Source organism: Candidatus Synechococcus calcipolaris G9 (assembly GCF_029582805.1).
In the GTDB taxonomy this organism is placed as follows: Bacteria; Cyanobacteriota; Cyanobacteriia; order Thermosynechococcales; family Thermosynechococcaceae; genus Synechococcus_F; species Synechococcus_F calcipolaris.
On sequence record NZ_JAKKUT010000002.1, the window covers coordinates 684,255 to 708,665 of the forward strand.

At 49.7% G+C, this 24,411-nt stretch carries 25 protein-coding genes; 10 read left to right on the forward strand and 15 right to left on the reverse strand.

All coding sequences use genetic code 11. The features are described 5' to 3' along the window. Positions 1 to 10 precede the first annotated feature (10 nt). The 3 genes from L3556_RS06000 to L3556_RS06010 all read right to left on the reverse strand — a co-directional run bounded on the left by L3556_RS06000 (position 11) and on the right by L3556_RS06010 (position 4,136). Positions 11 to 1,150, reverse strand: coding sequence for a hypothetical protein (locus tag L3556_RS06000; RefSeq protein WP_277866396.1), 1,140 nt, complete (start codon positions 1,148 to 1,150; stop codon positions 11 to 13). A gap of 648 nt (positions 1,151 to 1,798) precedes the next feature. Continuing rightward, complete coding sequence (locus tag L3556_RS06005) at positions 1,799 to 3,739, reverse strand: DICT sensory domain-containing protein (RefSeq protein WP_277866397.1); 1,941 nt, start codon at positions 3,737 to 3,739, stop codon at positions 1,799 to 1,801. 70 nt (positions 3,740 to 3,809) lie between these two features. Next, the gene (locus L3556_RS06010) at positions 3,810 to 4,136 is read right to left on the reverse strand and encodes a 2Fe-2S iron-sulfur cluster-binding protein (protein ID WP_277866398.1); all 327 of its coding nucleotides are present in this window, start codon (positions 4,134 to 4,136) and stop codon (positions 3,810 to 3,812) included. Between the two features lie 436 nt (positions 4,137 to 4,572). On the opposite strand from L3556_RS06010, the gene L3556_RS06015 reads away from it, so the two are divergent. The 4 genes from L3556_RS06015 to L3556_RS06030 all read left to right on the forward strand — a co-directional run bounded on the left by L3556_RS06015 (position 4,573) and on the right by L3556_RS06030 (position 10,465). Next, on the forward strand, positions 4,573 to 7,743 hold the full coding sequence (locus L3556_RS06015) for an FHA domain-containing protein (protein ID WP_277866399.1): 3,171 nt from the start codon (positions 4,573 to 4,575) through the stop codon (positions 7,741 to 7,743). Positions 7,744 to 7,752: 9 nt separating this feature from the next. Beyond that, positions 7,753 to 8,652 (forward strand): gamma-glutamylcyclotransferase family protein, encoded by a 900-nt coding sequence (locus L3556_RS06020; protein ID WP_277866400.1) that lies wholly within the window; start codon positions 7,753 to 7,755, stop codon positions 8,650 to 8,652. Then, complete coding sequence (locus tag L3556_RS06025) at positions 8,624 to 8,944, forward strand: histidine kinase dimerization/phospho-acceptor domain-containing protein (RefSeq protein ID WP_277866401.1); 321 nt, start codon at positions 8,624 to 8,626, stop codon at positions 8,942 to 8,944. Before L3556_RS06020 ends, L3556_RS06025 begins: the two co-directional genes overlap by 29 nt. Before the next feature lie 105 nt (positions 8,945 to 9,049). Then, positions 9,050 to 10,465 (forward strand): hypothetical protein, encoded by a 1,416-nt coding sequence (locus tag L3556_RS06030; RefSeq protein WP_277866402.1) that lies wholly within the window; start codon positions 9,050 to 9,052, stop codon positions 10,463 to 10,465. Between the two features lie 3 nt (positions 10,466 to 10,468). Here L3556_RS06030 and L3556_RS06035 read toward each other — a convergent pair whose 3' ends face one another. The 5 genes from L3556_RS06035 to L3556_RS06055 form a co-directional block, all read right to left on the reverse strand. Then, entirely contained in the window at positions 10,469 to 11,248 is a 780-nt protein-coding gene (locus L3556_RS06035) for an EI24 domain-containing protein (RefSeq protein WP_277866403.1), read from the reverse strand. Positions 11,249 to 11,650: 402 nt separating this feature from the next. Beyond that, the gene (locus L3556_RS06040) at positions 11,651 to 12,313 is read right to left on the reverse strand and encodes a Crp/Fnr family transcriptional regulator (RefSeq protein WP_277866404.1); all 663 of its coding nucleotides are present in this window, start codon (positions 12,311 to 12,313) and stop codon (positions 11,651 to 11,653) included. A 77-nt stretch (positions 12,314 to 12,390) separates the two neighbouring features. Beyond that, the gene (gene trpE, locus L3556_RS06045; RefSeq protein ID WP_277866405.1) at positions 12,391 to 13,917 is read right to left on the reverse strand and encodes an anthranilate synthase component I; all 1,527 of its coding nucleotides are present in this window, start codon (positions 13,915 to 13,917) and stop codon (positions 12,391 to 12,393) included. 72 nt (positions 13,918 to 13,989) lie between these two features. Further along, complete coding sequence (locus tag L3556_RS06050) at positions 13,990 to 14,574, reverse strand: flavin reductase family protein (protein WP_277866406.1); 585 nt, start codon at positions 14,572 to 14,574, stop codon at positions 13,990 to 13,992. A 617-nt stretch (positions 14,575 to 15,191) separates the two neighbouring features. Next, positions 15,192 to 15,560 carry a hypothetical protein gene (locus tag L3556_RS06055; RefSeq protein ID WP_277866407.1) on the reverse strand — a complete coding sequence of 123 codons (369 nt, stop codon included), beginning with the start codon at positions 15,558 to 15,560 and terminating at the stop codon, positions 15,192 to 15,194. Positions 15,561 to 15,780: 220 nt separating this feature from the next. Between L3556_RS06055 and L3556_RS06060 the strand changes: the two genes are divergently transcribed. Together L3556_RS06060 and L3556_RS06065 are read left to right on the forward strand one after the other, a co-directional pair. After that, positions 15,781 to 16,224, forward strand: coding sequence for an SWIM zinc finger family protein (locus tag L3556_RS06060; RefSeq protein WP_277866408.1), 444 nt, complete (start codon positions 15,781 to 15,783; stop codon positions 16,222 to 16,224). Positions 16,225 to 16,283: 59 nt separating this feature from the next. Further along, positions 16,284 to 16,505 (forward strand): hypothetical protein, encoded by a 222-nt coding sequence (locus L3556_RS06065; RefSeq protein WP_277866409.1) that lies wholly within the window; start codon positions 16,284 to 16,286, stop codon positions 16,503 to 16,505. Here L3556_RS06065 and L3556_RS06070 read toward each other — a convergent pair. Further along, positions 16,484 to 16,909: a hypothetical protein gene (locus tag L3556_RS06070; RefSeq protein ID WP_277866410.1), complete on the reverse strand. Its 426-nt coding sequence runs from the start codon at positions 16,907 to 16,909 to the stop codon at positions 16,484 to 16,486. The genes L3556_RS06065 and L3556_RS06070 overlap by 22 nt on opposite strands. A 349-nt stretch (positions 16,910 to 17,258) precedes the next feature. On the opposite strand from L3556_RS06070, the gene L3556_RS06075 reads away from it, so the two are divergent. Next, on the forward strand, positions 17,259 to 18,023 hold the full coding sequence (locus L3556_RS06075) for a hypothetical protein (protein WP_277866411.1): 765 nt from the start codon (positions 17,259 to 17,261) through the stop codon (positions 18,021 to 18,023). Between the two features lie 134 nt (positions 18,024 to 18,157). Here L3556_RS06075 and L3556_RS06080 read toward each other — a convergent pair whose 3' ends face one another. After that, positions 18,158 to 18,517 (reverse strand): RusA family crossover junction endodeoxyribonuclease, encoded by a 360-nt coding sequence (locus tag L3556_RS06080; protein ID WP_277866412.1) that lies wholly within the window; start codon positions 18,515 to 18,517, stop codon positions 18,158 to 18,160. Continuing rightward, positions 18,514 to 19,053, reverse strand: a complete 540-nt coding sequence (locus L3556_RS06085) for a hypothetical protein (RefSeq protein ID WP_277866413.1) — start codon at positions 19,051 to 19,053, stop codon at positions 18,514 to 18,516. The genes L3556_RS06080 and L3556_RS06085 overlap by 4 nt, the downstream gene beginning before the upstream one ends. A gap of 304 nt (positions 19,054 to 19,357) precedes the next feature. On the opposite strand from L3556_RS06085, the gene L3556_RS06090 reads away from it, so the two are divergent. Further along, the gene (locus L3556_RS06090; RefSeq protein ID WP_277866414.1) at positions 19,358 to 19,525 is read left to right on the forward strand and encodes a hypothetical protein; all 168 of its coding nucleotides are present in this window, start codon (positions 19,358 to 19,360) and stop codon (positions 19,523 to 19,525) included. Positions 19,526 to 19,531: 6 nt separating this feature from the next. Here the strand turns inward: L3556_RS06090 and L3556_RS06095 are convergent, their stop codons facing one another. Continuing rightward, positions 19,532 to 20,056 carry a hypothetical protein gene (locus L3556_RS06095; RefSeq protein ID WP_277866415.1) on the reverse strand — a complete coding sequence of 175 codons (525 nt, stop codon included), beginning with the start codon at positions 20,054 to 20,056 and terminating at the stop codon, positions 19,532 to 19,534. Between the two features lie 235 nt (positions 20,057 to 20,291). Here L3556_RS06095 and L3556_RS06100 point away from each other — a divergent pair, with 235 nt between their 5' ends. Continuing rightward, positions 20,292 to 20,501, forward strand: a complete 210-nt coding sequence (locus L3556_RS06100; protein ID WP_277866416.1) for a type II toxin-antitoxin system HicB family antitoxin — start codon at positions 20,292 to 20,294, stop codon at positions 20,499 to 20,501. 30 nt (positions 20,502 to 20,531) lie between these two features. Beyond that, on the forward strand, positions 20,532 to 20,747 hold the full coding sequence (locus L3556_RS06105; RefSeq protein ID WP_277866417.1) for a type II toxin-antitoxin system HicA family toxin: 216 nt from the start codon (positions 20,532 to 20,534) through the stop codon (positions 20,745 to 20,747). Here the strand turns inward: L3556_RS06105 and L3556_RS06110 are convergent. The 3 genes from L3556_RS06110 to L3556_RS06120 form a co-directional block, all read right to left on the reverse strand. Beyond that, positions 20,744 to 21,241 carry a hypothetical protein gene (locus tag L3556_RS06110; protein WP_277866418.1) on the reverse strand — a complete coding sequence of 166 codons (498 nt, stop codon included), beginning with the start codon at positions 21,239 to 21,241 and terminating at the stop codon, positions 20,744 to 20,746. The two genes, L3556_RS06105 and L3556_RS06110, sit on opposite strands and share 4 nt — an antisense overlap. Before the next feature lie 124 nt (positions 21,242 to 21,365). Further along, positions 21,366 to 24,056: a DUF5906 domain-containing protein gene (locus tag L3556_RS06115; protein WP_277866419.1), complete on the reverse strand. Its 2,691-nt coding sequence runs from the start codon at positions 24,054 to 24,056 to the stop codon at positions 21,366 to 21,368. Between the two features lie 90 nt (positions 24,057 to 24,146). Next, positions 24,147 to 24,380 carry a helix-turn-helix transcriptional regulator gene (locus L3556_RS06120; RefSeq protein ID WP_277866420.1) on the reverse strand — a complete coding sequence of 78 codons (234 nt, stop codon included), beginning with the start codon at positions 24,378 to 24,380 and terminating at the stop codon, positions 24,147 to 24,149. Positions 24,381 to 24,411 lie beyond the last annotated feature (31 nt).

Genomic DNA, 24,411 nt, shown 5'->3' on the forward strand with positions numbered 1-24,411 from the left:
TGAAATAGATCTACACATTTGCTGTTCCGAGTACAAGACCCGATGAATTAACAGTGATATCAAAGTTAACGCTTTGCCAGTTTGATCTACCTATCTCATATCTTGCTTCTCTTAAATCTCTCGGATTTATAACGATTTGGACTTGCCGCCGACCTTCCATACCGGATTTCCAGCGTGTGATTGAATCATGCGATTGCTGAGCTATAACATATATGACGCTTGTATCCATGCCGATAAACATTAATCGATCTGTCCCTCGTCGGACTATTCCTGCAATTGAACCTTCTACGGTTCCACTTCGATTGGCAAGGAAAGATGTAGGAATACCAAAAGGTTCACCATTTATATCAACTAGGGTTAAACCGCTTAATACCTCAATGTTTTCAATATTTTCTAGAGCATAAATCCTCGTATTTAAAGCAATCAGAAGAAAAGGACGACCAATTAAGCGAATCAATCTTTCATAGAAGCGATATCTAGCTAAAACTTTAAACTGACTTGCTGATGTAAATGGTCTAGGCAAAGGGGGATCTACTAGCCAAATTCTTGCTGAACTACTATCATTACGAGGTATTGCTGCAATTGCTCCAATTAAGATGTCAGAAGGTCTTTTAGGTTTCTGCTCCTGTTTTTTCTCTTTAATATGACGTTTATGGCTTGAAATGCTAGATGTTTTTTTCATTACATCTTCAACAATAGAAGCTTTACACTCAAGTACTAAAAAATCACTTCCGGTTGAAGCAATTTGAAAATCCAAATTTTTCTTATTTTCTATACTGATTTTCTCCCAATCAGCCGGGGTTGTACCGAGTACTCTACCCATCGCATATAAAGTCGCGCCTACTCCTACACGTTCGATTCTGTGATTTTCCATTTCTTGAGGAGAAAATCTGGCAACCAATGTTCTCCCCTTAATCTCATAGTAATCAAGAAATTCATCGAACCTGTCGAAGGCTCGTTCTACGAGTTCTTCTCTACTAATCCAATTCGGTTGATTCTTTTGCTCCATAAACATAGACTCAGCCAAGAGATCTAAAGGCTCAACATCGAACCCAGAAGCAACAAGATCATGTATTTCTTTTGCGAAAGTTGTACGTTCAAATAATCTCGACTCTTCTCCATCATAGTAGTTAACATCAAAGTGAAGCATCTTCGCTGTTCAGAAATACGCAGTAAGTTATCTCTTGCTACCTATACATACTTTGCACCGAAAGAGTGGCAATATGAACAGTTTTTCGCAAAAATGCTCTTGGATATTCAACTACATCGTTAACAGAGAAACAGCCATAGCAGTTAGAGAGCTTAAGCTATTGATTGATTAATAGCTCTATCAGTAGAACCATGATTGATCAATCTTGACACACAGACAACTAACTCGACAGTACGTCTCGCAAACAGCCTAAGCCGCCTAACTATTGATTAGAAAGCGATTAGTAGCCTAACTAATTTAGTAATGGAAAACCAGAACTCTCTATTCATAAAGATAGAATGCACTCTAGCACATAAATATACAGGTGTCAAAAATTGCTAGCTTTAGCATATACAAAACTTCATTTTTTTCCAAACCCCTTAACAAGCAAGGTTTTTAGCGTAGTAGAAAGCGAATAGTATACAAAATCAAGCGGGTATGCACTTTAGCTAAAAAAGGCTACAAGCCTTTAATACTCAAAGTTATTCCGCTAAATTTAAGGAGTGTTATACCGGATATTTTTCCATGGAGTCCTTGCTCCCATATCCTCCGAAGCGGAAACTCTATAATGGCCCCCAAAAACTGGACAGGTGCTTAAGCTCTGACGGCTTACATTGGCGGGGGTTCTGCAATGGGAATGGTAAAGTGAAATTGACTCCCGCGATCGCGGCCCGCCGATTCGGCCCAAATTTTCCCTCCCAGGTTAGTAATAATTTGCCGACAAATGGCTAATCCTAGTCCCGTTCCCCCAGCAGAGCGACGCAGGGCCCCCTCTTCTTGGTAAAAGCGATCGAAAATGGTTTCCAGGCGATCGGGCTCAATGCCCCGCCCCGTATCCGTGACTGTTACTTCCAGCATTCCTGCCGCATTGGCAATGGCGGCAATGGAGACTTCCCCAGACTGCTCCGTAAATTTACAGGCATTATCAATGAGTTTGGATAGCACTTCCACTAACCATTCGCCATCGGCCCGCACCAGGGGTAAGTTCTCCGGTAATATCGTGACGATCGCCGGTAATTCGTCCTTGGGACTGCGGAGACTACTCAGGGCTAAATCCACCAATTCTTGCATCGGCAACGCTTCAGGATGCCATTGAACCCGGCCACTTTCCAACTGGGATAGGGTCAAAAAGTCTTGGATCAGTTTTCGCATACGCTCAGCATCGGTGAGGGCCGTGGTCAGCATCACTTGCCGCATTTCCAGGGACATATCCGGTTCACTGGCTAAACTTTCCAGGCAAATTTGGATCGTTGAAAGGGGGGTTCGCAATTCGTGGCCCGTAATAGCAATCAGATTACTGCGGGTGCGATCGAGGGCCTCTAACTGGACATTGAGATCCTCTAAATCAGCATAGGCTTCCGCTTGGATCAGAGCTACCCCCACCTGGGTTGCGATCGCCTCCACCAGGGCATCATCCCCATCTTCCCAGGGGCAAGCTTGGCCACTATGGAGTTCCACCATTCCCAGGAGACGACCTTGATAGAGAACCGGAGCCAGGATCAAGGATTCAATCCCTAGATTCCCTAAAAATTTGGCAAACTCTGGTACATTCGCCAGATGGGGGTCTTCCCCTAGACTGGTTACAATCACCGGGAGTTGCTGCTGAACCGCCTGCTGAAATAGGGGATTTTTATGGAGGGGCCAAAATTGCTTCCGCAGGCTGGGGTAGCCATCTTTGATGGCCTCATAGTGAATGGGCACACTGGTATCATTGGCCCGGCATTGGTAAATTACACAGCGATCGCTGCCAATGGCTTGGCCCAATTCCTGAACGGCCACCGTTAAAATTTGAGAAGGATCCAAGGAGCGACGGATGGCGGTGGTAATGGAGTTTGTTAGGCGTTCCTTCCGCTCTTGAATCGTAATTTGGCGATAGGCCTTAATTTGCTTATATTGACCCGCCTGTAAATAGGTGACAAGGCGATCGGTAAAGGGGGCGGGATCCGTGGGGTGGCTCCCGTGGGCCTCGGCCCGCTCCACCAGTTTCATGCCCTTGGCCAATTTAGATTTGAGTTCCGGTCGATACTGACCAATTCGCCCTAGGAGTATCCGCGCTGCTGTGGCAGTGATTCCCCGGTCAAAAGTCCATATGCCCTCAAAACGGCGAGCCTGATCCATGGGCGGAGAACCTATTGCCAGGCGTGATTTTTGGGCCGATCCGGCTTTCATTTCTCGGCAAATTAAACAGGCACTATAGTCGAAACCCAGTACCAGTAAATGCCACTCTTGACTTAGACCATCCTGGGGATCAAAGGCAATGGTTTCATAAAAGTCAGAGCAGTTGCGAAATTCAGTTTCCGGGGCCGCTAAGATGTAGACCTGACTTGTTTTATTGGCAATGCGTTGGTAGCGATGGGCTTCTTGGCGATAAAATCGTTCCCGCTGAAAACAGGCCACAATCAGGGGCGCGTCATTCCCCGCTAAGACCTGATCTTCCATGGCATGGGAAAGAGCCGTTAAAGAAGCCTTAAAATAAATCTGCGATCGCAGATGTGACTGAGCAGCCAGTAACTCCTGCAATACGGATGAGCCAATTACCTTGGATTTCATTAGATCGGGCACAAAGCCGCAACGCTACCCTAGATTACCAAAAAAAGAAGCGATCGCCCCAGTCAGGATTCTAGTCAAGGTTGAGTAAGTTATCTTCTTCGTGGGTTTGAATCACACAATCGGAGGTGGCATAGGCCGCACACAGCAACGCGAAGCCCGCCTTTAATTCCTTATCTTTCAAGAAGGAGTGATCCGACTGATCTAGGGTACCACTGACAATCCGCCCGGCACAGTTCACACAGGCCCCCGCCCGACAGGAATAGGGAAGATCAATCCCCTGCACCTCTGCTGCATCTAAAATATATTCATCGCCATGGACTTTAATCGTTTTCTTTAGACCAATGGCATCATTGACTAACGTGACACTATAAACTTTGCCGTGATCATGCTTGGTCATAGGTTCCCCCTATCCGATACGGGTTGACACTTAATAATATCCTAACCATTTTTTACGGATTTATCACTTTATATCTTTTTCATATCTTTCATATTAAGTTAAGCATGGGACAAATTGAAACTTAAAATAATATAAAATTTCAAAGACTATACTAACTTCAAACACTATGCTAAGAAGCTGTGGCTGAACTTATTCTGGCTCCCTGAATTTTAAGAATGTTGGTCGATAAAAAATCCAATAATTAGTCCTTCTCTAACGGTCAATAAAGTTCTTATAAAGTTGCTATCATGGGACACACCAAAGCCGCTATTCTTTGGGAGCTATCTTTCATTAAACAATACCGCCGAAGCCAATGGCAAAGCGATATACAGGTTGATAGATTTGTACAAAAAACTTAATTATTGGAAATATTTCTACCCCGCGTTGGGAAATGGTAATGCTGAATAAAATTCCAGAGAAATATATGCATCTGGTGCGCTGGAGTCTGGCCCTTGGCTGGCTGGTCTTGATTACATCCCTCTTTTATGATCCCATCTCTGAAGCTTTGACGGATCCGGCCTCTGGCAGCCCCTTTCGTTTACGGGGCGACTGTCTCAGTTTTCAGGGGGAGTGCAAAGAGCCGATTCCTTACCCAATGGGGGCACGCATTTTTTGGGGCATGGTGGTTCCATCGGTGGTGGTGACCTTAGTTACCCTGAGTCACGAGGCCTGGCGACGGCTTTGTCCCTTGGCCTTTTTCTCCCAAATTCCCCGCTCCCTAGGGTGGCAGCGCAAACGGAAAATTACCAATCCCCAGACGAAAAAAACTCGCTATGAGTTGGTGGCCATTGAGGCGAATTCCTGGCTGGGGCGCAATCGTCTGTATGTGCAAATGGGCCTATTGTTTTTGGGTTTGGTGGTTCGCCTCCTTTTTGTCAACTCCGATCGCTGGGCCTTGGGCGTGTTTCTGATCGTGGTGATTTTGCTGGCGATCGCAGTGGGCTTTTTATATCCCGGAAAATCCTGGTGTCAGTATTTTTGCCCCATGGCTCCGGTGCAGGAAATTTATACCGGCCCCCGGGGTCTGTTGGGGAGTGAGGCCCATCAGGGCGGTCCCCAGGGCATTACCCAGTCCATGTGCCGCTCCGTAACGGACAAGGGGACGGAAAAAAGTGTTTGTGTCAGTTGCCAGTCCCCCTGCATGGATATTGATGCGGAGCGGGCCTACTGGGATCGGGTGCAGCAGCCGGAGCGGCGATTACTTTACTACGGGTATTTGGGCCTGGTAATTGGTTTTTTCCTGTACTTCTTTTTCTATACCGGGAATGCCAATTTCTTGGGGGGCACGGTTTGGCTAGAGCGGCAACAACTCTCGACCCTTATGGGGCCGGGTTTTTATATTGGTGGCACTGCATGGCCTATTCCTAAATTAGTGGCGGTTCCCCTAACCTTAGGGGTCTTTGTTGCCCTCACCTATGGCTTGGGGTTTGGCATCGAGGGGGCCTATCGCCAGTACCTAAAGGGTAAATCCGTAACATTGCCCGAATCGACCCTGCGTCACCAGTTGTTTACCCTCTTTGCCTTTAGTGCCTTTACCTGTCTCTACTTTTTGGGGGTTCGTCCCACCTTGGGTTGGCTGCAACCCTTTCGGCCTTTGGTGGATTGGGGTTTAGTTGTGGCGATCGCCCTTTGGTGTTATCGAACCCTGGGGCGCAGTGCGGATCAATACCAACGGGAAAGCGTCAGTCACAGCTTGCGGCGGCAATTGGCCAAATTTGGCCCGGATCTGGATCGGGTCTTGGGGGGGCGATCGCTCTCGGATCTGCGCACCGATGAAGTGTATGTCCTAGCCAAAGTATTACCCGGCTTTAATCATCAAAAGAGCCTGCAGATCTATCGGGAAGTGCTGCGGGAAGCCCTGGAAAATGGCACCGTTAATTCCGTGAGTAGTTTAGTGGTACTCCAAGGGTTGCGGAATCAGTTGGGCATTAGTGACACAGAACACCAGCAACTCTTACAGGATGTGGGCATTAATGATCCTGGGCTACTATCCCCAGAGAAGGCAGCTTCTCGGGAACAGCGGTTACGTCTGCGGGGCTACCGCCAGTCCATTGAAGGTCTCTTTTTGGAGGGGGTGCAGGGGGGAATTCCCCTCAACGAGATGATCACCCAAAAACAGGATGCTCTCCAGGCCCTCAAGCAGGAATACAACATTAATCCAGAGGAGGAAGCCACGGTTTTAGCGGAACTGTTGAATCAGAATAGTATTTTTTACAAATCCGGCGAGAAATTACTTCAACAACTGCACCTCCTCCATCAGCAACGCCAAATTCTCCGCCAGAGTTCTCCCCTGACTGCGCCCGTCTACGACTTTTTGATTCATTTCCTCGATGGTCAACAGCAGATGGTGAGTCAACAGTTTTTAGGTATTCTTGAGATTTTGGGTAACACCCCAGAGGCGATGAACCTCGCCCAAGCTGTAGGTAGCCAACTGCCCGATGATCCCCTTTTTCAATCGGCCCTATTGCGCCATTCCCCAGCAATGCCTCCTTGGCGCGATCGCCTCAGCCCGGCCATTTTTAATCAGTTGCAACGATTACAGACAGAAACCCGAGTGCGTTTAGAGGAGAGTGGATCGGCGAAGCAGGGGAAAACCCTAGGGGTGTTGACGGATCTGCTGCAATCCCCTGAAGCCCTGATCCGGGCGGCCAGTTTGTGGGCGATCGCCCAGATTGATGCTAAGGCAGGAAAACAGTATGCAGCCCAACTGGGCCAGGCCCCTGCGAGAACCCTGGATATTGACAACATTGTCGCCGATACCGCCCAAGGAATTTTAGGTAAATCCACCCCAACTGCCCAGCCCATCGAAAACCTAGAGATTACCATTGATCACGTCCAGACGACCCAGGTGCAATTTTGGCATCAGACCCGCATTACCATTGGTCGGGATCCCGGGAATGATGTGGTTATTCCTGATAGTCGCGTCTCCCGAAACCACGCGGTCTTAGACATTAGCACTCAGGGCGTACACCTCCAGGATTTGGGCAGTGTCAATGGCTTGGTCTATCAAAATAAGGTGATTCACAAAGAGACCATTCCCCTGAAATCCGGCGATCGCATTGGTTTTAGTCGTTCAGGCAGCCCCGCCATTGTCGTTAGTTGGCAAACGTCTAGGGATACTGCTATGGGTTTGAGTACCCTGGAAAAAGCCCTTTGGTTAGCCCATGCCCCCCTCTTTCGGGACATTCCCCACTTGGATCTATTGGAATTAGCCCTAGCGAGTCAGGTGCGGGGGTATCATCCTGGAAATTCCCTTTGTATTATTGGCGATACCGCCGATGAGGTTCTACTCCTTGTGCGGGGATCCGCCGATGTTCAGGTGGGCACAACCTCCAGTTTGGTGCGGTTGGGAACCATTACTCCCGGACAAACCCTTGGGGAATTGGCGGTACTGACCCAAGGTAATCGCACGGCCACGGTGGTTGCCACTGCTGAGTCTACCTACGTTTTAGCCATTCCGGCCGCCTCCTTCCGGGCCCTCCTAGATTCCCATTTGGACATGACCCGCCAAGTACTAACCCTGGTGAGCGATCGCCTCCAGCAGACCCTAAATCAACTTTCCGCCTAAGATAGCTCCATGACTGATTCATCACCATTCCCTGCCACCGATCTTACAAATACTGAAAATACTGATCTCACCCATCTTTTTGTCTATGGAACCCTTACCCAAGGCCTAGGTCTCTCCGACAGATTAGCCAACGCCACCTTTCTCGGCCATGGATTGACCCAGGGGAGGTTATACGATTTGGGTTCCTTTCCGGGATTCAAAGCCGCAGACCATGCCCAGGAGGTTGTTTATGGTGAGTTATATCAAGTGGATGCTGAAACCCTAAGAACGTTAGATGGCATTGAGGGCTATGATCCCAATCAAATCGATGATTCAATGTACATCCGAGAAATGATACCAGTTGTGAGTTTCCAAGATGGTAGAACCGTTCATGCCCAAGTCTACGTTTACCAAAAAAATATTACCCCTCAGCATCAAATTCCCCATGGTGATTATCGACGCTACCTCCAGGAAAGGGAAGACGGGCTGCATTGGTATATTGCCTATGGTTCTAATATGAGTTCTGAGCGGCTTTTAGATCGCATCTCCACAGTTTATGACAATCAAGTGGGCTTTCTTGACGGTTACCAACTGGTCTTTAATAAGAAAAATCCACGCTGGGGAACCGCGGCCAATCTTCGCTATCGCGGCCAGGGCTATCGCTGTCCCTTTGTGGCCTATGCCCTAGACCGGGAAGACTTACACCAACTCGATTCCTTTGAAGGTGAACCCTCCCACTATGTTCGTCTGGGACTCCCCTTTACGACATCATCGGGCAAGCGTTCCTTGGGGCATATTTATCTGGCGCACCCCCAGCGGCTAGTGGCGGAATCCCCTCCCTTGGCGGAGTATCTGGGTTATCTTTATCACGGTTATCAAGAACATGACTTCGACCCCATCTTTGATCCCTTTACAACAGGCAACGGCTGATTTGATAGCGATCGCCCAGGGATTGGTCAACTATCCTTGGACGGAAAAGCAACACAGTCTTGTTGTGAAGATTCAACGGGCGAGCCACCTCCTCCAGAGCAAACTTGCAGAAGAGCCGGATCAAGACCTGCGTCGCTACCGCCATGATCTGCGAACTCCCCTGACGGTTATTTTGGGATACTCTGAAATACTGATGAGTCAACCCACCCTGCGGGATTTACCGGATCTGATACAGGTCTATCGGCAGGGGCAGCAAATCCTTGGTTTAATTGCCCAGTTACAGGAGTTGTGATCTGATCCAGCCTGATTTACGCCAAACATCTGTTTCCGAAATGGTAACTGGGATCTATTTCCCGGAGATCGCCCTTAGGCTAGAACTATCACTGGAGAAGCTATTATGCGACAACCCATTGTCTTGTCTGTGAGTCTAGCGGCCCTACTCGGTCTGGGAACCGCCCTATCCCTTTTATCACCGCGATCGCCCCACAGCCCACCCCTATCCGCAGGACTAACCATGATTGATCCGGCCCTAGCGCAAGATTCTTGGGGTATTGAATCCCGCCCCTCCCAATCCCCGTCATCGCCTTCGGAGGTGGCCTTGAATTTGGAGGCTTACACCCAGTACCGCAGTGTGATTGAGCGGACTCGCACCATGGTTGGGGATGCCAATGCCCAACGGCTGGCCCAACAGTATGGCCTGAATATCTTAAACGTCACCTGGGAAGATACGGGTCGCTATCAAAATTCGGCGGTGGGCCCCAATATCAGTGATATGACGATTCAAGTTCAGCAATTTAATCCCCAATCTCGCAGCTACGACTTGAGTTTAATGCCCGTGATCCGCTTTCCAAATTTTACGGATAAGACCGCCGATATTCCCCTGGATCGCTTTTTCATTCGTGTGGGTAATGAAAAGGGACGGGATCTAAAACGGATTAGCCTGCGAGAGTATTTAGGTAATTTTCGTAAATATCTCCATAATTCCCGCTCTTGGAAAGGTTCCGGAAAATCCCTCCTAGCTCCCCGAGATAGCCATGCCCTCGTTAGTGCCCAGGCCTGTTTCTTACCGATTCCCCAAGGCCGTGAAGCTATCTTTAATCCAGTGCTGTTTAACTATCAATCCTATGAAAAAAATCCAGCGGTTTTAGCCATTTTAATTACCCGCCAAGGCACCAGTGCCACGATCATTGATAATCAGCGGGATGGATTTGAGGCGGGCCGCACGTGGGGACAGCGGCTATTTTTTAACAAGAATGGTGAACGGGCCAGCCTTACCGGGCAACGGGCCAGTGATGTTTCTCTGGGGGGGGTAACGGTTGACCCGGGCCAAGGGATTAGTTCGGAAGAAGCAGAAGCGGCAGGCCTAAATATGGTGATGCTGATTCAAGTCCCCCTCAAGCAACAACCCCGCACCCGGCAAAGTTTAGGTGGCGTTCCCTTGATGATGCCCGCTGCCCCCTCTGCAATGGAATCGGATGTTGCCGGACGTTCCTCCAATGTGGAAGCTGCTGTGATTAGCCATGGCGAGGTGGAAGGCCCCTTCACGGAAATTGATAACCTGGCGATCGAGCGGGATCCCGATTTCCCAATTCGGGTGACGGTACAGTTTTATAAGGCTACCGATAATGGGGTTGTTTCCGAGGCAGATATAAGCCACATCAATGACCAAATTGCCAAGGTCTACAGCAATGCCGATTATGTCGGTAGTTTAGTTGTCGATGGCGATACGGGCCGGCCCACCGAATACGATGGTCCCAAAAACGAACCCCCGGACTGGTGGTATAATTTCTGGCAACGTTTTCATAACCAATAGGGTTTATCGCCCGCCATTAAGTTGGGGTGATTCAGGTGATGCATCCACGGTATCAACTTTCGTTGCACCATAGACTAGGAGGGCTGCCCCTACCACCCCACTGGCCGGAACCAGTAATATGCCCAGGAGGGGAATAAATAACCCCAAAACTTGGGCTGACCCTAGGCCTTGAATTTCCGGCCAGTAGCGGCGAGTTTTTTGGAAACGTTCCTTCAGGGTTTGACTTTGTTTTTCTAGCAAATAGTCAAAACTCCCCCGACCGAGAAAATAGCCACTAATCAATAGCATGACAATGGGTTGACCGGGGCCCAAAAATAGGGTTAGCCCCAGACATAGCAACTGTAAGATGGCATCCCGAAGAGCAAACCAGCCACCAATGAGGGCATTTTGGATATCTCGCCACCAGCCGACTTCAATGGGCTGCCCTGTCAGAATAATTTCTACTCGATTGAGTAGGGGCCCCAGAAAGGGTATGACCACAAGGGGTACTAGGGTTTGATAGCCAATCAGGGTGACAAATAGGGCGATCGCCCCCGCTAGGATATTGGCGAGGACTTCATAGGTGGCTAACCAGGTGCGATCGTTGCCATGGTAGAGGTGCAAGACCCCATCCCGCACCGTAAAAAAGCCCAGAAGAATTAATATCAGTCCTAAGGACAGGCTGAGCAAAGCGGGCAATAGCAAGTAGCCCCAGAGACGATGGTGGGCAATGAACCCCAAACCCCGAAAAAATGCCCCAAATCCCCGCAGATAGCGACCCGGCCAGGCCAACAATCGGATCATTTCCTTTAAGCGTTCCTTACGTTGCTTTTTTGAGATTTGATTATAGATGGTTTTGCAGTCACTTCATCAGAAAAGAGAGCAATAATGATGTTAGTATCGAGTAAAAACCTACCACTCATCGACATCTATCTATTCGCAATCCTGCTCAATTGCTTCACACATCAACTGAAGGTCATTGGAAGGAATTGAAACAGCAAAACGCAATAATTGCTGCCCTGGCGTACCACGAACCTCTGCCTTTACCAAGGTGCGCACAAATTCAAGCACCTACCATTACAAATGCTGAGGCATGACCTGCAATTGTTCAACAACTTCTTCGATGATAGGGGTATTTATTCTACTCTCCCTACCACCATCCTACACCGTTTCCCCAGAGCGCAGAAGCCCAAGTGCCTGGAGGGGCTAAAGAACGGGTTGAATGGCAAGGGGGGTCAGAATTAAATGGCGATCGCGATCGCAGGTGATCCAATTTTCCTGGCGCATTTTACCCAATAACCGCGTAATCGTCACCCGGCTGGTGCCAATGGCACTGGCTAACTGTTGATGGGTTAGTCGCACACTCAGGCGTGTTCCTTGGGGATGGCTTTGCCCCACTTCCTGTTTCAACAAAAACAACAAATGCCGTAGCCGCTCTTCAATGCGACGATGACTGGAAATGGCTAATAGAGCTTCCCCTTGCCGCAACCGCCGACTTAAACCACGAAATAAACTTTGGGTTAGGTTGGGGGAGGATTCAACTTCCGCGAGGGTAAAGGACATGACTTCTACGGTCGTCAAGGCCCGAGCTTGGTAGGCGGTTAAGGCGGTTAGGGGACTGCCAAAGGTCATCCCTGGAGTGGCTAATCCTAAAATGACTTCATCACCGCTGGCATGGAGGAGATTTAGCTGAACTACACCCCGGCTCACAACCCACAGGCGATCGCTTTCCAGCCAAATATTATCTCCGCTGGCAAATGTATAAAACTTAGACTGGGGAATACTTGGGGTTGGATGGCGAAAGATGGCCTCTAAAACTTCCAGGCGATTGGGGGAATCGAGGGAGGGGGAGGAGGAAAACGAAGGCATAGGATTAGACCTAGGGTATCTGTGACTACACTAGGCTGAGAATGTAAAGACGAGTTAATGGTTTTTTCAAGTTTTCGTTAAGATGCTTGCCCTAGGGCTGAAATTGCTTCGAGGAGTCCCCGCGCCTTATTGAGGGTTTCTTCATATTCTTTGTGGGGATCCGAATCGGCTACTAGACCCGCACCCGCTTGCACATGGATCACATGCTCATTTTCCTCTTGTTGTTGTACCACCATAGTGCGAATGGCGATCGCCGTATTGAGTTGACCTTCAAAATCATAGTACCCGTAGGCTCCAGAATAGGGCCCGCGTCGACAGCCTTCAAGTTCATGAATAATTTCCATGGCGCGAATCTTGGGGGCACCGCTGACGGTTCCGGCGGGAAAACAGGCTTGGAGGAGATCCCATGCGGTGCAATGGGGTGACAGATCCCCGACAACATTACTGACAATGTGCATGACGTGGGAATACCGCTCAATCAGCATAAAGTCTTCAACATTGACCGTCCCTTGGCGGCAAACTCGCCCTAGATCATTCCGACCCAGATCCACCAACATAACGTGTTCGGCCACTTCCTTGGCATCGGCTAATAGTTCGCTGCCTAGTTGTTGATCTTGCTCGTAGGTTTGGCCCCGCTTTCGCGTTCCGGCAATGGGGCGGACGGTTGCCCGCAGGTGGTTAGGGGTGGCTTCGGTGTAGTCTGCCTTGACCATGACTTCAGGGCTAGAGCCAATAATTTGCCAGGTCTTAAAGTGAAAATAGGCCATGTAGGGGGATGGATTAATCAGCCGCAGCGATCGGTATAGGGCAAAGGGGTCTCCCTGGTAGGTGGCACTCAATCGCTGGGATAGGACAACTTGAAAAATATCTCCCGCACCAATGTAGGCTTTGGCTTTCTCAACATTCTGGCGAAAGGCTTCGGGAGTGACATTACTGGTGAAGTTGGGGGTCTGCTGGTGGGGGTTCCAACTCAAAAGACTTTGCTGAGAATCTACGGGGGTTTGTAATTTAACCATTAGATGATCCAGGCGATCGCTGGCTTGTTGATAGACCGTCGCCAGATCTGCCCCTTCGCGAGTATCGGCATAGACAACGGCCCAAATTTTCCGCTTCACCTGATCAAAAATCAAAACCTGATCCATCTGCATCCAGAGACCATCGGGTAAATCCTCCGGTTGGGCGGGATGGGTAGGGACACGGGGTTCAATCCAATGGATCAGTTCATAGCCCCAAAAGCCAAAGAGGCCACCAATGCCGGGGGGAAGTTCCGGCCGCTTTACTGGCTCATAGGGAACTAAACAATCTCGGAGAATATCAAAGGGATTGCCCTGAAAAACCTGAATTTGCCCATTGCGGTGGGTTTGGGTGGTTTCTGCGCCACGGGTTTCTAGTACCCATAGGGGGTCACAGCCGAGGAGGCTATAGCGGCCAAGGTGTTCGCCCCCCTCTACGGATTCCAGTAAAAAATTGTAGGGGCGATCGCGGCAAACTCGATACCAGGCAGACACCGGGGTGTCTAGATCCGCTACCCATTCTCGATAGACGGGTATAAAGTTGCCTTGGGTTGCTAACTGGCAAAATTTTTCAAATTCAGGATTGGTCATCCTACTTACACATTAGTTCGGCACATTAGTTCGGCACACTAGGTCGGCAGATTAAGGCGGACGGGGTCTTGCCTATTCTCTCCTAGGGATATCCTTTTCAGCAACCGGGGACATCTGCCAATGATCGGCAGATTGGAGCAATTGCCGCGCCCGCTGAATATCGGCTTCATATTTTTGTCGGTGCTGATCCTGTTCGGCTGGACTTAACCCATTTCGACCCTGGGTTAACCTCAGGGGGTGTTTGGTTGGGTCATGACTCTGATGGAGACTGTGGGCCAGAAATAAGTAGCGATCGCCCGTATCTATTTTCCACAGCACTTCGCATTCGGCCCAGGCACAGGTCCCCTTGAGATGGGGCAAGCCCGATGGGGTGAGTTGGTAATCCAGTCCTGTAAATTTATCGCAATCAAAGCCAGAGTACAAACCAAAGTGACTTAACCAGGGGATTTGATCCGTTGCTAACAAATGAATGAAAAACTGGCCACGGCGATCTATGAACTGGCAAGTTTGGCCCGTTGGCGAGAGGGCAACTATTAAACGGAGTGGGTCTGGAATCAAACTGATCGGCATGACCCAAGTGGCAATCTGTCCCGCCAACTGATCTCCTAGGGCGGTTGTCAATAGATAAATTTCTGGATCTGCCTGTTCAAACAGCATTAACGAACCTCAACCAGACAATAAAATAAACAGGACTTATGCAGAGTTATTTAATATTGAGGAATGAGATTTACCAAATTAGACTACTGCCAATATTTACTCAGCAGTCCCGTCAACTATACCCTGACAAATCTGGCTGACCATCTTGAAGGGGTCAGTCTATAGGCCACACAAGATAAACCTAGAGGTATCAATAAGCTATAAGCCTTGTCCTATAAGGGATTTAAGACGTTTATAGACAAACTTGGACTTAAATAATACGGAGAGAGAGTCACTATCAATGAGGCTCAAAATAGCCTTTATGACTAGGTTCATATAGAGGGTGCCCCAAAAGTGCCCCCAAAAGATCGTTGCTTGGAAAAGATGGGAATAGACTTTTATAGATACCGCCGGGCGTAAATTCCCTGTCATTGGCGTTTCATCTGCCAGCCCCAGAACTGGTGTGAACAGTGAGATGTTAGCTTATTATTTTCTTGTAAAAGTTTGAAGTCTCATTCAGACATGGGATGATTGCCTTAAGAATTTTTCATTTAACTGAACCCAGGTGTCCGCCTGGGTTTCTTTTTTTGGTGCATCCTCTCAGAAGCTTTTCCAAATATTACACCGTAGCAATGCACTCATGGTTCAACCTTACGTGGTCGCCCTCGCTTACGCTTGGTAGGCTGTTCTGCCATCTCAGCGGATGGGGAAACATCCACCGCCGGTGATGGGGTGGATGTGCCTTGATGGGCGATCGCCCCGGATTCCTCCGGTGAGGGTGACATCAAATCCCGCCGGGCTGCTTCGGTGATGATTCTACGAAGCCATATAGAACGATTCTTAAGCCGCCTAATTTCTGCATCAATCGGCAATGGCACGGCCACGCAAATCGGCTCACCTAGCTTTACGCCAGGCGGAATATCTGGGGCTGGTGGGAATTGCTTTGCTAAAAATTCTGGGGTTTGTACAGGATTTGGATTGCCCCCAATACTTCCTTTTCGCTTCATTGTCATATCTCAAGACATAGCCAAGATTATAACGGCATATAGCAGGATATAACGTGAATCATTAGCCCAACTTATGCTATCCAGTTATAACGGGTTATATTCTTATCATCTATCTATTGTTTTATCCCATTATAACGGGTTATATTTGAATGCAAGTCAAAGGGGCGATCGCCTGCAAGCAAAACCGCCCCTATTCCCCCCAAAAGGAGATTTCCTCATTATGACTTCTTTTAATGCACCCAAATTCACCAAGACCGCGAAAGAGTTGATCTATTCGGTCAGTAATGCCTTTCGCATTTTGGGCCGCAAGTACCACGCTCTCAAGGTTGAAGTTTGGGGTAACTGTGTCTATGTGTGGGCGAAGGGTCAAGTTTCCCGATTCGTTTCTAAGAAAGCCTTCACTCAAAAGTTTGTTGACTTCCGTAAAGCTGGTGCAGTTGGCTTGGACGTTGTGAAAGTGCCCTTTGAGACGGGTGAGTACATGGTCAAGTCTGCCAGTAAAGACGGTTCGTACTTAGTTCAATGCCTGACTGATAAGCTCACTTGCACTTGCCAAGACTATCAAACCCAAGCCGCTGCCATGAATAAGGCTTGCTGTAAGCACTGCTATGCGACTTTGAATTATCTCGGTTTTGACTCTCTATCTGCCTATATCGCTTCCTAGTTCCTTGCCCTGGGTATGGCTTGAAACTGCCCAATTCCTTTATTTATGGAGAGATTATCATGCGGACTATTGACGTGGACGAAAAGTTTTTTGAGTTGATCGTATTGCAACAGGAGTTAACCGCGATCTTGACAGCGATCGCCACCCAAGCTGGAATTGGTGATTTGCAAACCGTTCGGTCACTCGCCTATATCGGGATTCGTCTGGCGAATGATGCCATTGATGTCACAGAGAAAGACGGGTTGGTGGAGGCGGTGGATCAAATTCGCTCGATGGTGTAATCCCCCCATTGAGATAAACCATTTAGCCGCTTAATTTCAGCTTCCAGAGGGTGAACCAACGCAGTAGGTAACTGTAGAGGCTCACCCTCTTTCCATGGGATGCGTCGCCCCTCCACATGGAAATGGCCACCCCCTAGGGCAGGGTGAGAAATGAGTAACTCGACTTTTTGTTCAGCGATCGCCCCTGGTGTGGACGGATTGATCAATTCCTTCTCGGCTGCCTCGGTAATGACCCGCCGCAACCATGCCCCTCGTTCCAATGTGGGCATCGCGGCGATCGCTGCCCGTATCTTCGGCAATACCTTCACGCTGATTGGCGAGGGATGTAACGGTTCATAGCCATCCACTTTTTGATAGCAGTGAGATCGAAACTGTGGGGTTTGGGTAGGTTTAGGATTCGGCATCTATCGCAGTCTACGCTACCCTTCCAATCTAACCCGATAAAGCAAATATTCTGGGCGATCGCCTGTGCAAATTTTGCAAAAACCGGATGGTTCGAGTTGAACACTCATCATTGATAAGCAAAATAGTTATACAGTAGACTATGGGATAAGAAGGTTTGATATAAGAACCATTGTGTATGGGTAAGGGGATGAACTAAGTTATAGATGTGAGTGGTTACACGATACAAAAAACCGCTTATCCCCTGACCAAAGCTGGTAGCCAGTCCACTTGCGAAACAGGGCACAATTATCCCAGCAGATCGGGACTGCTCTCCACAAACCCGACCCCCACAGTATTGAGGTTTTAGTTATGTTCGCTGCATTTGCTGAATTTGCTGTTTCTGGTGTGGATTGCGCCTTCGCGATCGCCCGTTTTGCGTATTGCACCACTGTTTTAGCCATCGAGGTTGGCAAAGCCAGTTATACCGCTGGTCAAGCCGCCCGCAATGTGTTTGATGCCCATGTTGCCCCCCATATTCCTGCGATTCGATTCAATTGGAAGGGAGTGGCCATGGCCACGGATTCGTTTGTTCGTTCTACCTTGGAAGATTACTGGAGCTACTGGGATGGGGTCTGTCCTCGTCCTGCTCCGGCCAGTAGTATGTTGCTGACCGCTGCACCCAGTCCGATTGTGGGTTATCTGCCTGCGGTGAGTTCTGCCCCTCGGTTCATGCCTGCGGTGGTGGCTGATGTGGTCATGCCCATGCCTGCCAAGTCTCGATTCATGCCTACCTTCTTGGGGGCGATCGCCGCTGCGATGACCATGAATGCGATGCCTGTACGGGCTGTGACCCCTGATGTGATTGATGTTCCCGCTGTCACCGTTGAGGTTGAGAAGGTGGACTGCGTTGCCCCCTCCTCTACGGAATTGCGGGAGTTGGTCAGTGCCTCGCGCCGCAACTACTGCGAATTGTTAGCTGTGACCGCTGAGTTGGCGGAAGCCGTTGACTCTAATCTCAGCGATCGCTATGCCGCCATGGGCATCCGTGAGTTGCGTAAGGAGGCGGCCCGTCGTGGAGTCCCCAAATATTCCCGCAAGACCAAGGCTCAATTAATCCGTGAGCTAGTGGCTTGACCCCTATCCCTCCGGCGATCGCTAAGTGCATTGATCACTAGGCGATCGCTGGAGCATCATGCTAAACCCTGAACTGGAGGGCAATTAGGGTGGTTTTACTGATCACAATGAGATCGGATTTCATCGCAAAGTGATCAAGCGATCGCTGGGGGTTGGGTGAGGAGAATAGTCGCACCGGCGCGATCGCCCGGCACATGATCTATGGACAAGCTAGGCAGACAGGAAAGGCGGTCATCCACGACCACACCGGCTTGCACCAAGGCATCAAGGATCGCACCGGCTAGATTGTCTAAATCACCCCGATGGGAGCCATGGAGGTGGATTGTTGCCGTCACCCTCTTTAGGGGCTGCCAATGGGCAGGGAGTTGGTCGGTAATTTGGGCGATCGCCCCATCCTTCCATTGCCGATAGCCTTCCGGCAGATAGGTGGTTTTGCCCGTAAAGCGGGGTCTGGCTTTGGGTGTAACTCGCCCCTCTAGGACTAGCTCAATCACAGATTGAACTTCCGAGTAGCGGCAATGAACAGGCTGGAGGCTGCGGATCGATAGGTTTCTTCTTCCTTGGCTAGTTCCTCTAATTTGCCCTTGGATTGCATATAGCAGTAGGCATAGAGACTCCCCAAGTCTTCGCAGTATGCGGCGATCGCAGTCTTCTTATCGGCAGGGATGCCCGTCGGTGCAGCATTGGAGGGAACAGAGTATTTACCCGGCTGTTGGGAATGGGCCCGTGGTTCTGCCACTGGGCGATAGGTTGTTGGGGTTTTCCCGTCGGGAACCACCACGACAGTGTGCTTGGGTTTGCCGTTCTTGTCCTCCCCGTTGGGGATGAGTTGAACGAGACACCCCTTGGTCAGATCTCCCACACCATCACTTTCCCGCAAACTTTTCCAGATATTTCCTGCCTCGTCATCGGGGGCATAGGCGGTGTCGTGAAATAGGACAGATTGATAATAGCCATCATCGTATTTGGATGGCTTGGGGGCACTGATCGCCACTACGGTGCAGAGTAAAGAAGATAGAACCTTTGACATAATAAATCCCCAGGTTACTATTTCTATTATAAACCCTAAACCCTTATGGTGTAAGGAATAGAGCCATTAACAGAATAATTATTAGAGGATTATTTAGGAGGTGATAGGAGGCTGTAAAGTGGATAAAAATAATCAACCATTGGCTAAGTGAGATTTATTCATAGCAATTCAGGGCGATCTCTGTGGGGGGATGGGATCGTAATCAATTACGGTAGGAAACCTTTAAGCCTGGGCGATCGCCCCATCCATGGGGTAGACCTTAGATTGATAAAATAGGATTGGATGGGATTTTAGAGAGGTGAAAATGATGGCTTCCAAATTACCGCCCTTTGATCGTCCAATCAGCAAGGCAGATCAGAAAGAGTTGAAAAAAGACTATAAGTCAATGGTTGAAGAATCCAAGAAATGGTGGGAGAAAGAACGCTCCAAGCGAGATTCCGACCTCGATATGTGGCAACCAGACCAAGATTAGAGATCGCTACCTGAATCTTGGCTGCTGCCGCCACGCTTCCTCTAGTTTGCGAATAAAATCCTGTGGCTGGATGTCTAGCTCTACACAGCGTTTGATAATGTCCTCTATGGTTTCAGGACGACGGGCCCGGTAGGCATCGAGTAATTTAACGAGGGCAGAGATCGCCCCCTCCTTGGATTTGACTGGAGCCATCAGCCCCCATTCCTTCACGTCTGCGATCGCTGCTTCCAGTAGTCCGATCTGGTCTATAGGGTCGTGTTGGCTAATGCGATGGGCGATCGCCCCCTGAATCGTGTCTGCTGCTGCCTGGGTTGCTAATTTATCCGCTCCCCAGTTCTCGGCTTTGCACCGCCGCCGCGCCGTGGGATAGCTGACTCCATGCTTTGCTGCTAGGGCTTTCAGGTTTCCTTGCCCGGCAATGTAGTCTCTTTTGAGTTTGTGAATCGCAAAATCATTACTCATGAGGGATGCCTCTAAACGCCAGATTGCCCCCAAAAGTGCGATCGCAACATAGAAAGCACCCGGGGGCAATTACATGAGTGAAGTGCTTGGTCAGCGAGTTTCTCCCGCTAGTGATGGTTGCCCACTTCTGGCTTCGTCCTATGCAGCGGCTAACTTGCAAGTCCACCAGCGTCACTTCCCACCCAGCACGGCGGTAGGCCTATATTTTAACCCACCCTACACTTCAGGGCGCAGGACATGAGGATTCTTGACGAGTTGACCCCTAACTACGCCACTATAGAGGTAGTCGGTTGAAGGAAAAACAATGTTGATCCGCGTGATTCTGGAATGGGATAAGGACGCTGACGCTTACTCTGCAACGTGCCCAGAGCTAAACTTTGTTTCCTCATGCGGCCACACAAAGGAAGAGGCGATCGCCAGTTTGAAAGAGGCGATCCAGTTGATGCTTGAACCCCTTCCTGACCAATTCCTTGACACGGACAATCCAAGAGAGACCTTGAAGTTAACCGTTTGATCTAGTCTGATACTGGACGTTAGGTAAGCTATGCCCAAAACACCACGACTAACAGCCAGTGAAGTTATCAAACAGTTAATAGCTGCTGGTTTTGTGGAGGTGGGACAAACAGGCTCCCATCGGAAACTTTTTCAACCAGACACCCGAAAAACAACGATTGTGCCAATTCATGGGAATAAAATCCTTCCTATTGGAACACTTAAGGCAATTGAAAAACAGTCAGGGATAAAATTCCTCCACAGTTAGCGACTCGCTTGCGATGCCGCTTCCTTCAGGGCTTGGCGATCGCTGAACATCAACGCCGCCCAGAATCTTTTTTTCTCCTGGGGGAGAGTCCCGAAGACTTCGGCAAAAACAAGGAGTAGATCAGCCCAAATATCGGGGTCTTTGATCTGTTCTTGGCGGGCGATCGCCACAAACCGAAAGCACTCCCGCACGTCTGGGGATAGTCGTAGGGCTTGGTTTAGTCGCTCCTGCTCTGCTTCGGTGCGATCGCCCGGCATAGTGGGAATCCCTAGGAGTTGGGCTAATTCCTGGATTTCTGGATGTGGTGCGGGGCGATCGTCTACCGGATCGTGGGCATGGCTGAACCAATCAGGCCCCTTCGCTAAAGCTGCCTCTAGCCTCTCCAAATCCTCGCGGCTGCGTTCTGAAGGCTGGGCAGGAATGTGCAGGGCTTGGATTAACTGCCGGACTTGGCGGGGTCGCCAACCGTGATCTTTCGCAAAATTTGCATTCATTCCTCAAAAATCCCCTCCCAGGAATCTGCCTCCAAATTCTCAGGAGAGTTGTTTTGCTCAAACTGGGCAAGATGGTCAAGATGCCCAAGATGACCGTTACTAGAAGCCTTGCCAGGAGAGGGTTTCAGACCATCTTGGGCAGTTTGATTTTCGGGTACAACTGCCCAAGATCGGGGTTATCTTCGCTGCCTTGCCCAAGATTCCCATTGGTGATTTTTTTGCCATGAGTGCTTGTTGTCTCCAGAATCGACCCCTGATATTGGGATCCATCTTGGGCAGTTGGGGGGTTGATCTTGGGCACTTGCTCAACTGCCCAAGAAGGCTCAACCTCTTTCCCTGAGAGGGTTTTAGACACCCCATCTTGGGCATCTTGGGCATCTTGGGCATCTTGGGCAGTTTGGGCAAAACTAATTCCTAAGATTACTGGGCGATAGTTTGTTGAATTTTCTATGCGCTCCCGCAGCTTTTTCGCTTTTGGAAAAATCTCCAGCAAACGGGACGCTATTTGGTTCACACCCTTTACGTTTTTGTCGCCCCGTTTAGCCTGGTCAACCCAGGTGAGTTTTTCCTTGCCCTTGGCGGTGGTGGGTGGTTCGACAATCAAAGTGCCTTGCGAAATGTACCAATCCCGCAAACGCGCCCAAAGCTCGTTAACAGGAACCTGTCCGGTGGGGTCGGATACTAGCCCGGCATCCTCGCAAAACTGAAGCAGGTGACAAGATTCCCGCTGAATCTCATCAAGATAATGGTTAGTGGAAGAATAATCCACTCCCTCGATTACCACCGCTTGGAGGTGGGCGATCAGGTCGTTCAGGAATGCGGGAAGAATTTTGTCTTGAATAAAAGAAGGGTCTTCCTTGTATCGCGCGTCCGCCTGTAGCTGCCCTGCGACGGGGTTTTGCGCGTAGGTTTTGTTAAAAGGGACTATGCCCCACCGTGACTTGGTGGCCTCTAATTGCGCGACTAGATTAGGTGCTTCGTTGAGGTTAAAAAGAAAAACCGCTTTAGGCTGCTCCTGGATTGAATCCGAGTATTTTCGTTCAAAGTCGATTGGATCGCCGGTGATCGCCGCCCTCAAGCCTTTTAATTGGTCAATCCGCCCAACGTCTGCATTCTCACTGGGCCAAGCGATCGCCGCCCCCCGCAAGGCATAAACGCCAAACTTCCGCCCTGAGTCATACGCTTGCCAGTCGGTCACAGAAACACCACTGATTCGCCCCTGCCCCAGTAACATCTGACAAATTGACCGAAGGGTATCTTTGCCGTTTGAGCCGTCGCCTTTTAGAAATAGGGCCTTTACCGCCCGTCCCTTGAATTTGCGTACTGTGGACAGGTCAAGGCTTGCGGCGATCGTCTTCAGAAAAATCTCGCGGGGTTGAGGATCAAGACACTGCATGAGTTTGTTGTAGTCGCCGGGGTCAGCCTGGGGGTCGTAGGTTGCCGCAGGTTCACCTATATATAGATGTTTGGTGGGGTCGTGGGGCTGGAGTTCGACCGTCAAATTCTTCGCCTCCCAAACGAAGGATAGACACCCATTGCGACAGTTCAGCCCTGGGGGATTCACCTCGGTTACTGTACACCCGAATTTTTGCCACTCTAAAATTTGCTTAACGAAAGTCGGCTTGGCAAAAGGAAAAGTATCAATTTCGCCCATCGTCTTGTCGATTTTGGTGACACAATACCGATTGCAAAACGCCTGAAGTCGCGGGAACTCCGATTCGTCGGGCACAGCTTGATAATGGGTTCCCTCCCACTTGTACAAAGTATTCCCAAAGCAGATCCAAGATTCGTCCTTGGGGTAGAGGGCTGCACAGGCTTTTTGCAGGAATTCTGTGCCCTCGTCGGCGATCGCCTGGGGATGATCCTTTTTGGGCTGGGGAGAGGGGGACTGCTTAGTAACCGCCAATAGGCAATTCTCCAGCTTGTCCTCCGAGAGGGAGGGCCCTGGGTTAGACGATTGTGCAGATCGCCAAATCAGATCCGCCTCCCGCGCATCCAGGGCAGGGTTGCAGCGGGCACAAAACGAATCGAAAAGACCACGAGGATCAGGGTAAAAGCCCTTGCCCCGCAGCCATTGAGCCGTTCCGATTAAATCGCGGGCTAGTGCTGCCCCGCTACTGTTCCGGCTGCCCTCTCCGGCTCCACCCGTCACTAAATCACGGTGTCGTACCGCTAAACAGGCAAGTAAAATCTCGTCGTCAGATTTATTGGATGGCAGGAGTAGTGAGGGTTCTGGAGGATTGGCCCGGCTTGGAACAATAGCCCGTAACTCCTGGAAGGAGCACCGCTTGCCCGTATTGCCCACAATCGTAGATTTTTGCCCTGTGCCTTGGTGGACGGCTCCGGCAAGCCGCATTACCCGGCTGGGATTTTTCAGGCTGCGATCGCCTGAAGCAAATTCCAGTAGGTCGGATTGTAGTTTTTTCCACTCCCCAGGCGCGATCGGCTCGTCAAACACCCAGTAGGAGTGGATTGACTTGCCTCCGGTATCCACCTGGACTGTCGGCTCTGGCAAACCCAAGGTACGCCACAGGTTTGCGCTGATTTCCTTCTCTAAATCGTCGTGTTCATAGAAAATAGCTCGGCAGGATTTAACCTCCTGGTCTTTTTGCCCGCCCCCATTCACAACAAAGTAAATCCCGCGCTTTTGGGTCTGATGTTTTTCGATCTCTTTGGTGGGTAGATTGCCCGCTCTGCCTTCAAAGTTAATGCCGCCGCCTTTTGGGGCGATCGCTCGAAAATAGGCGGTTTCGCTCTCCCCGTAACCCAAGGCGGTCAAGTGGGCGATCGCCGTTTCGCAGTCAAAATGAAGCATTATTTTCTCCTAGATTTTATTTTTGAACTAGGAGGCTTTAAGATTGAGTAGATGCTTCAATCAAGCCGCCCCCCACAGGCTTTTGAACCCTCACCGATTTGCCCCGGTGGGGGTTCCCTTTTGCGCGTTTAACGACCCGCCGGTCGGGTTTTCGATTAAATTCCGAATATCCTCTACGCGCCAAACAGTAGTTTTCGCGCCAAGTTTGATGCCACTGGGAAATTTCCCCGCGCGAATCCCTGCCCACCAGGTGCTTTTGCCCACAGGGATAAATTTCAGGACATCATTAATGCGTAAGAAACCATCTTTGGGTAATTCCGACATGAGCGTGTTTCTCTAATTCAGAACAAACTCA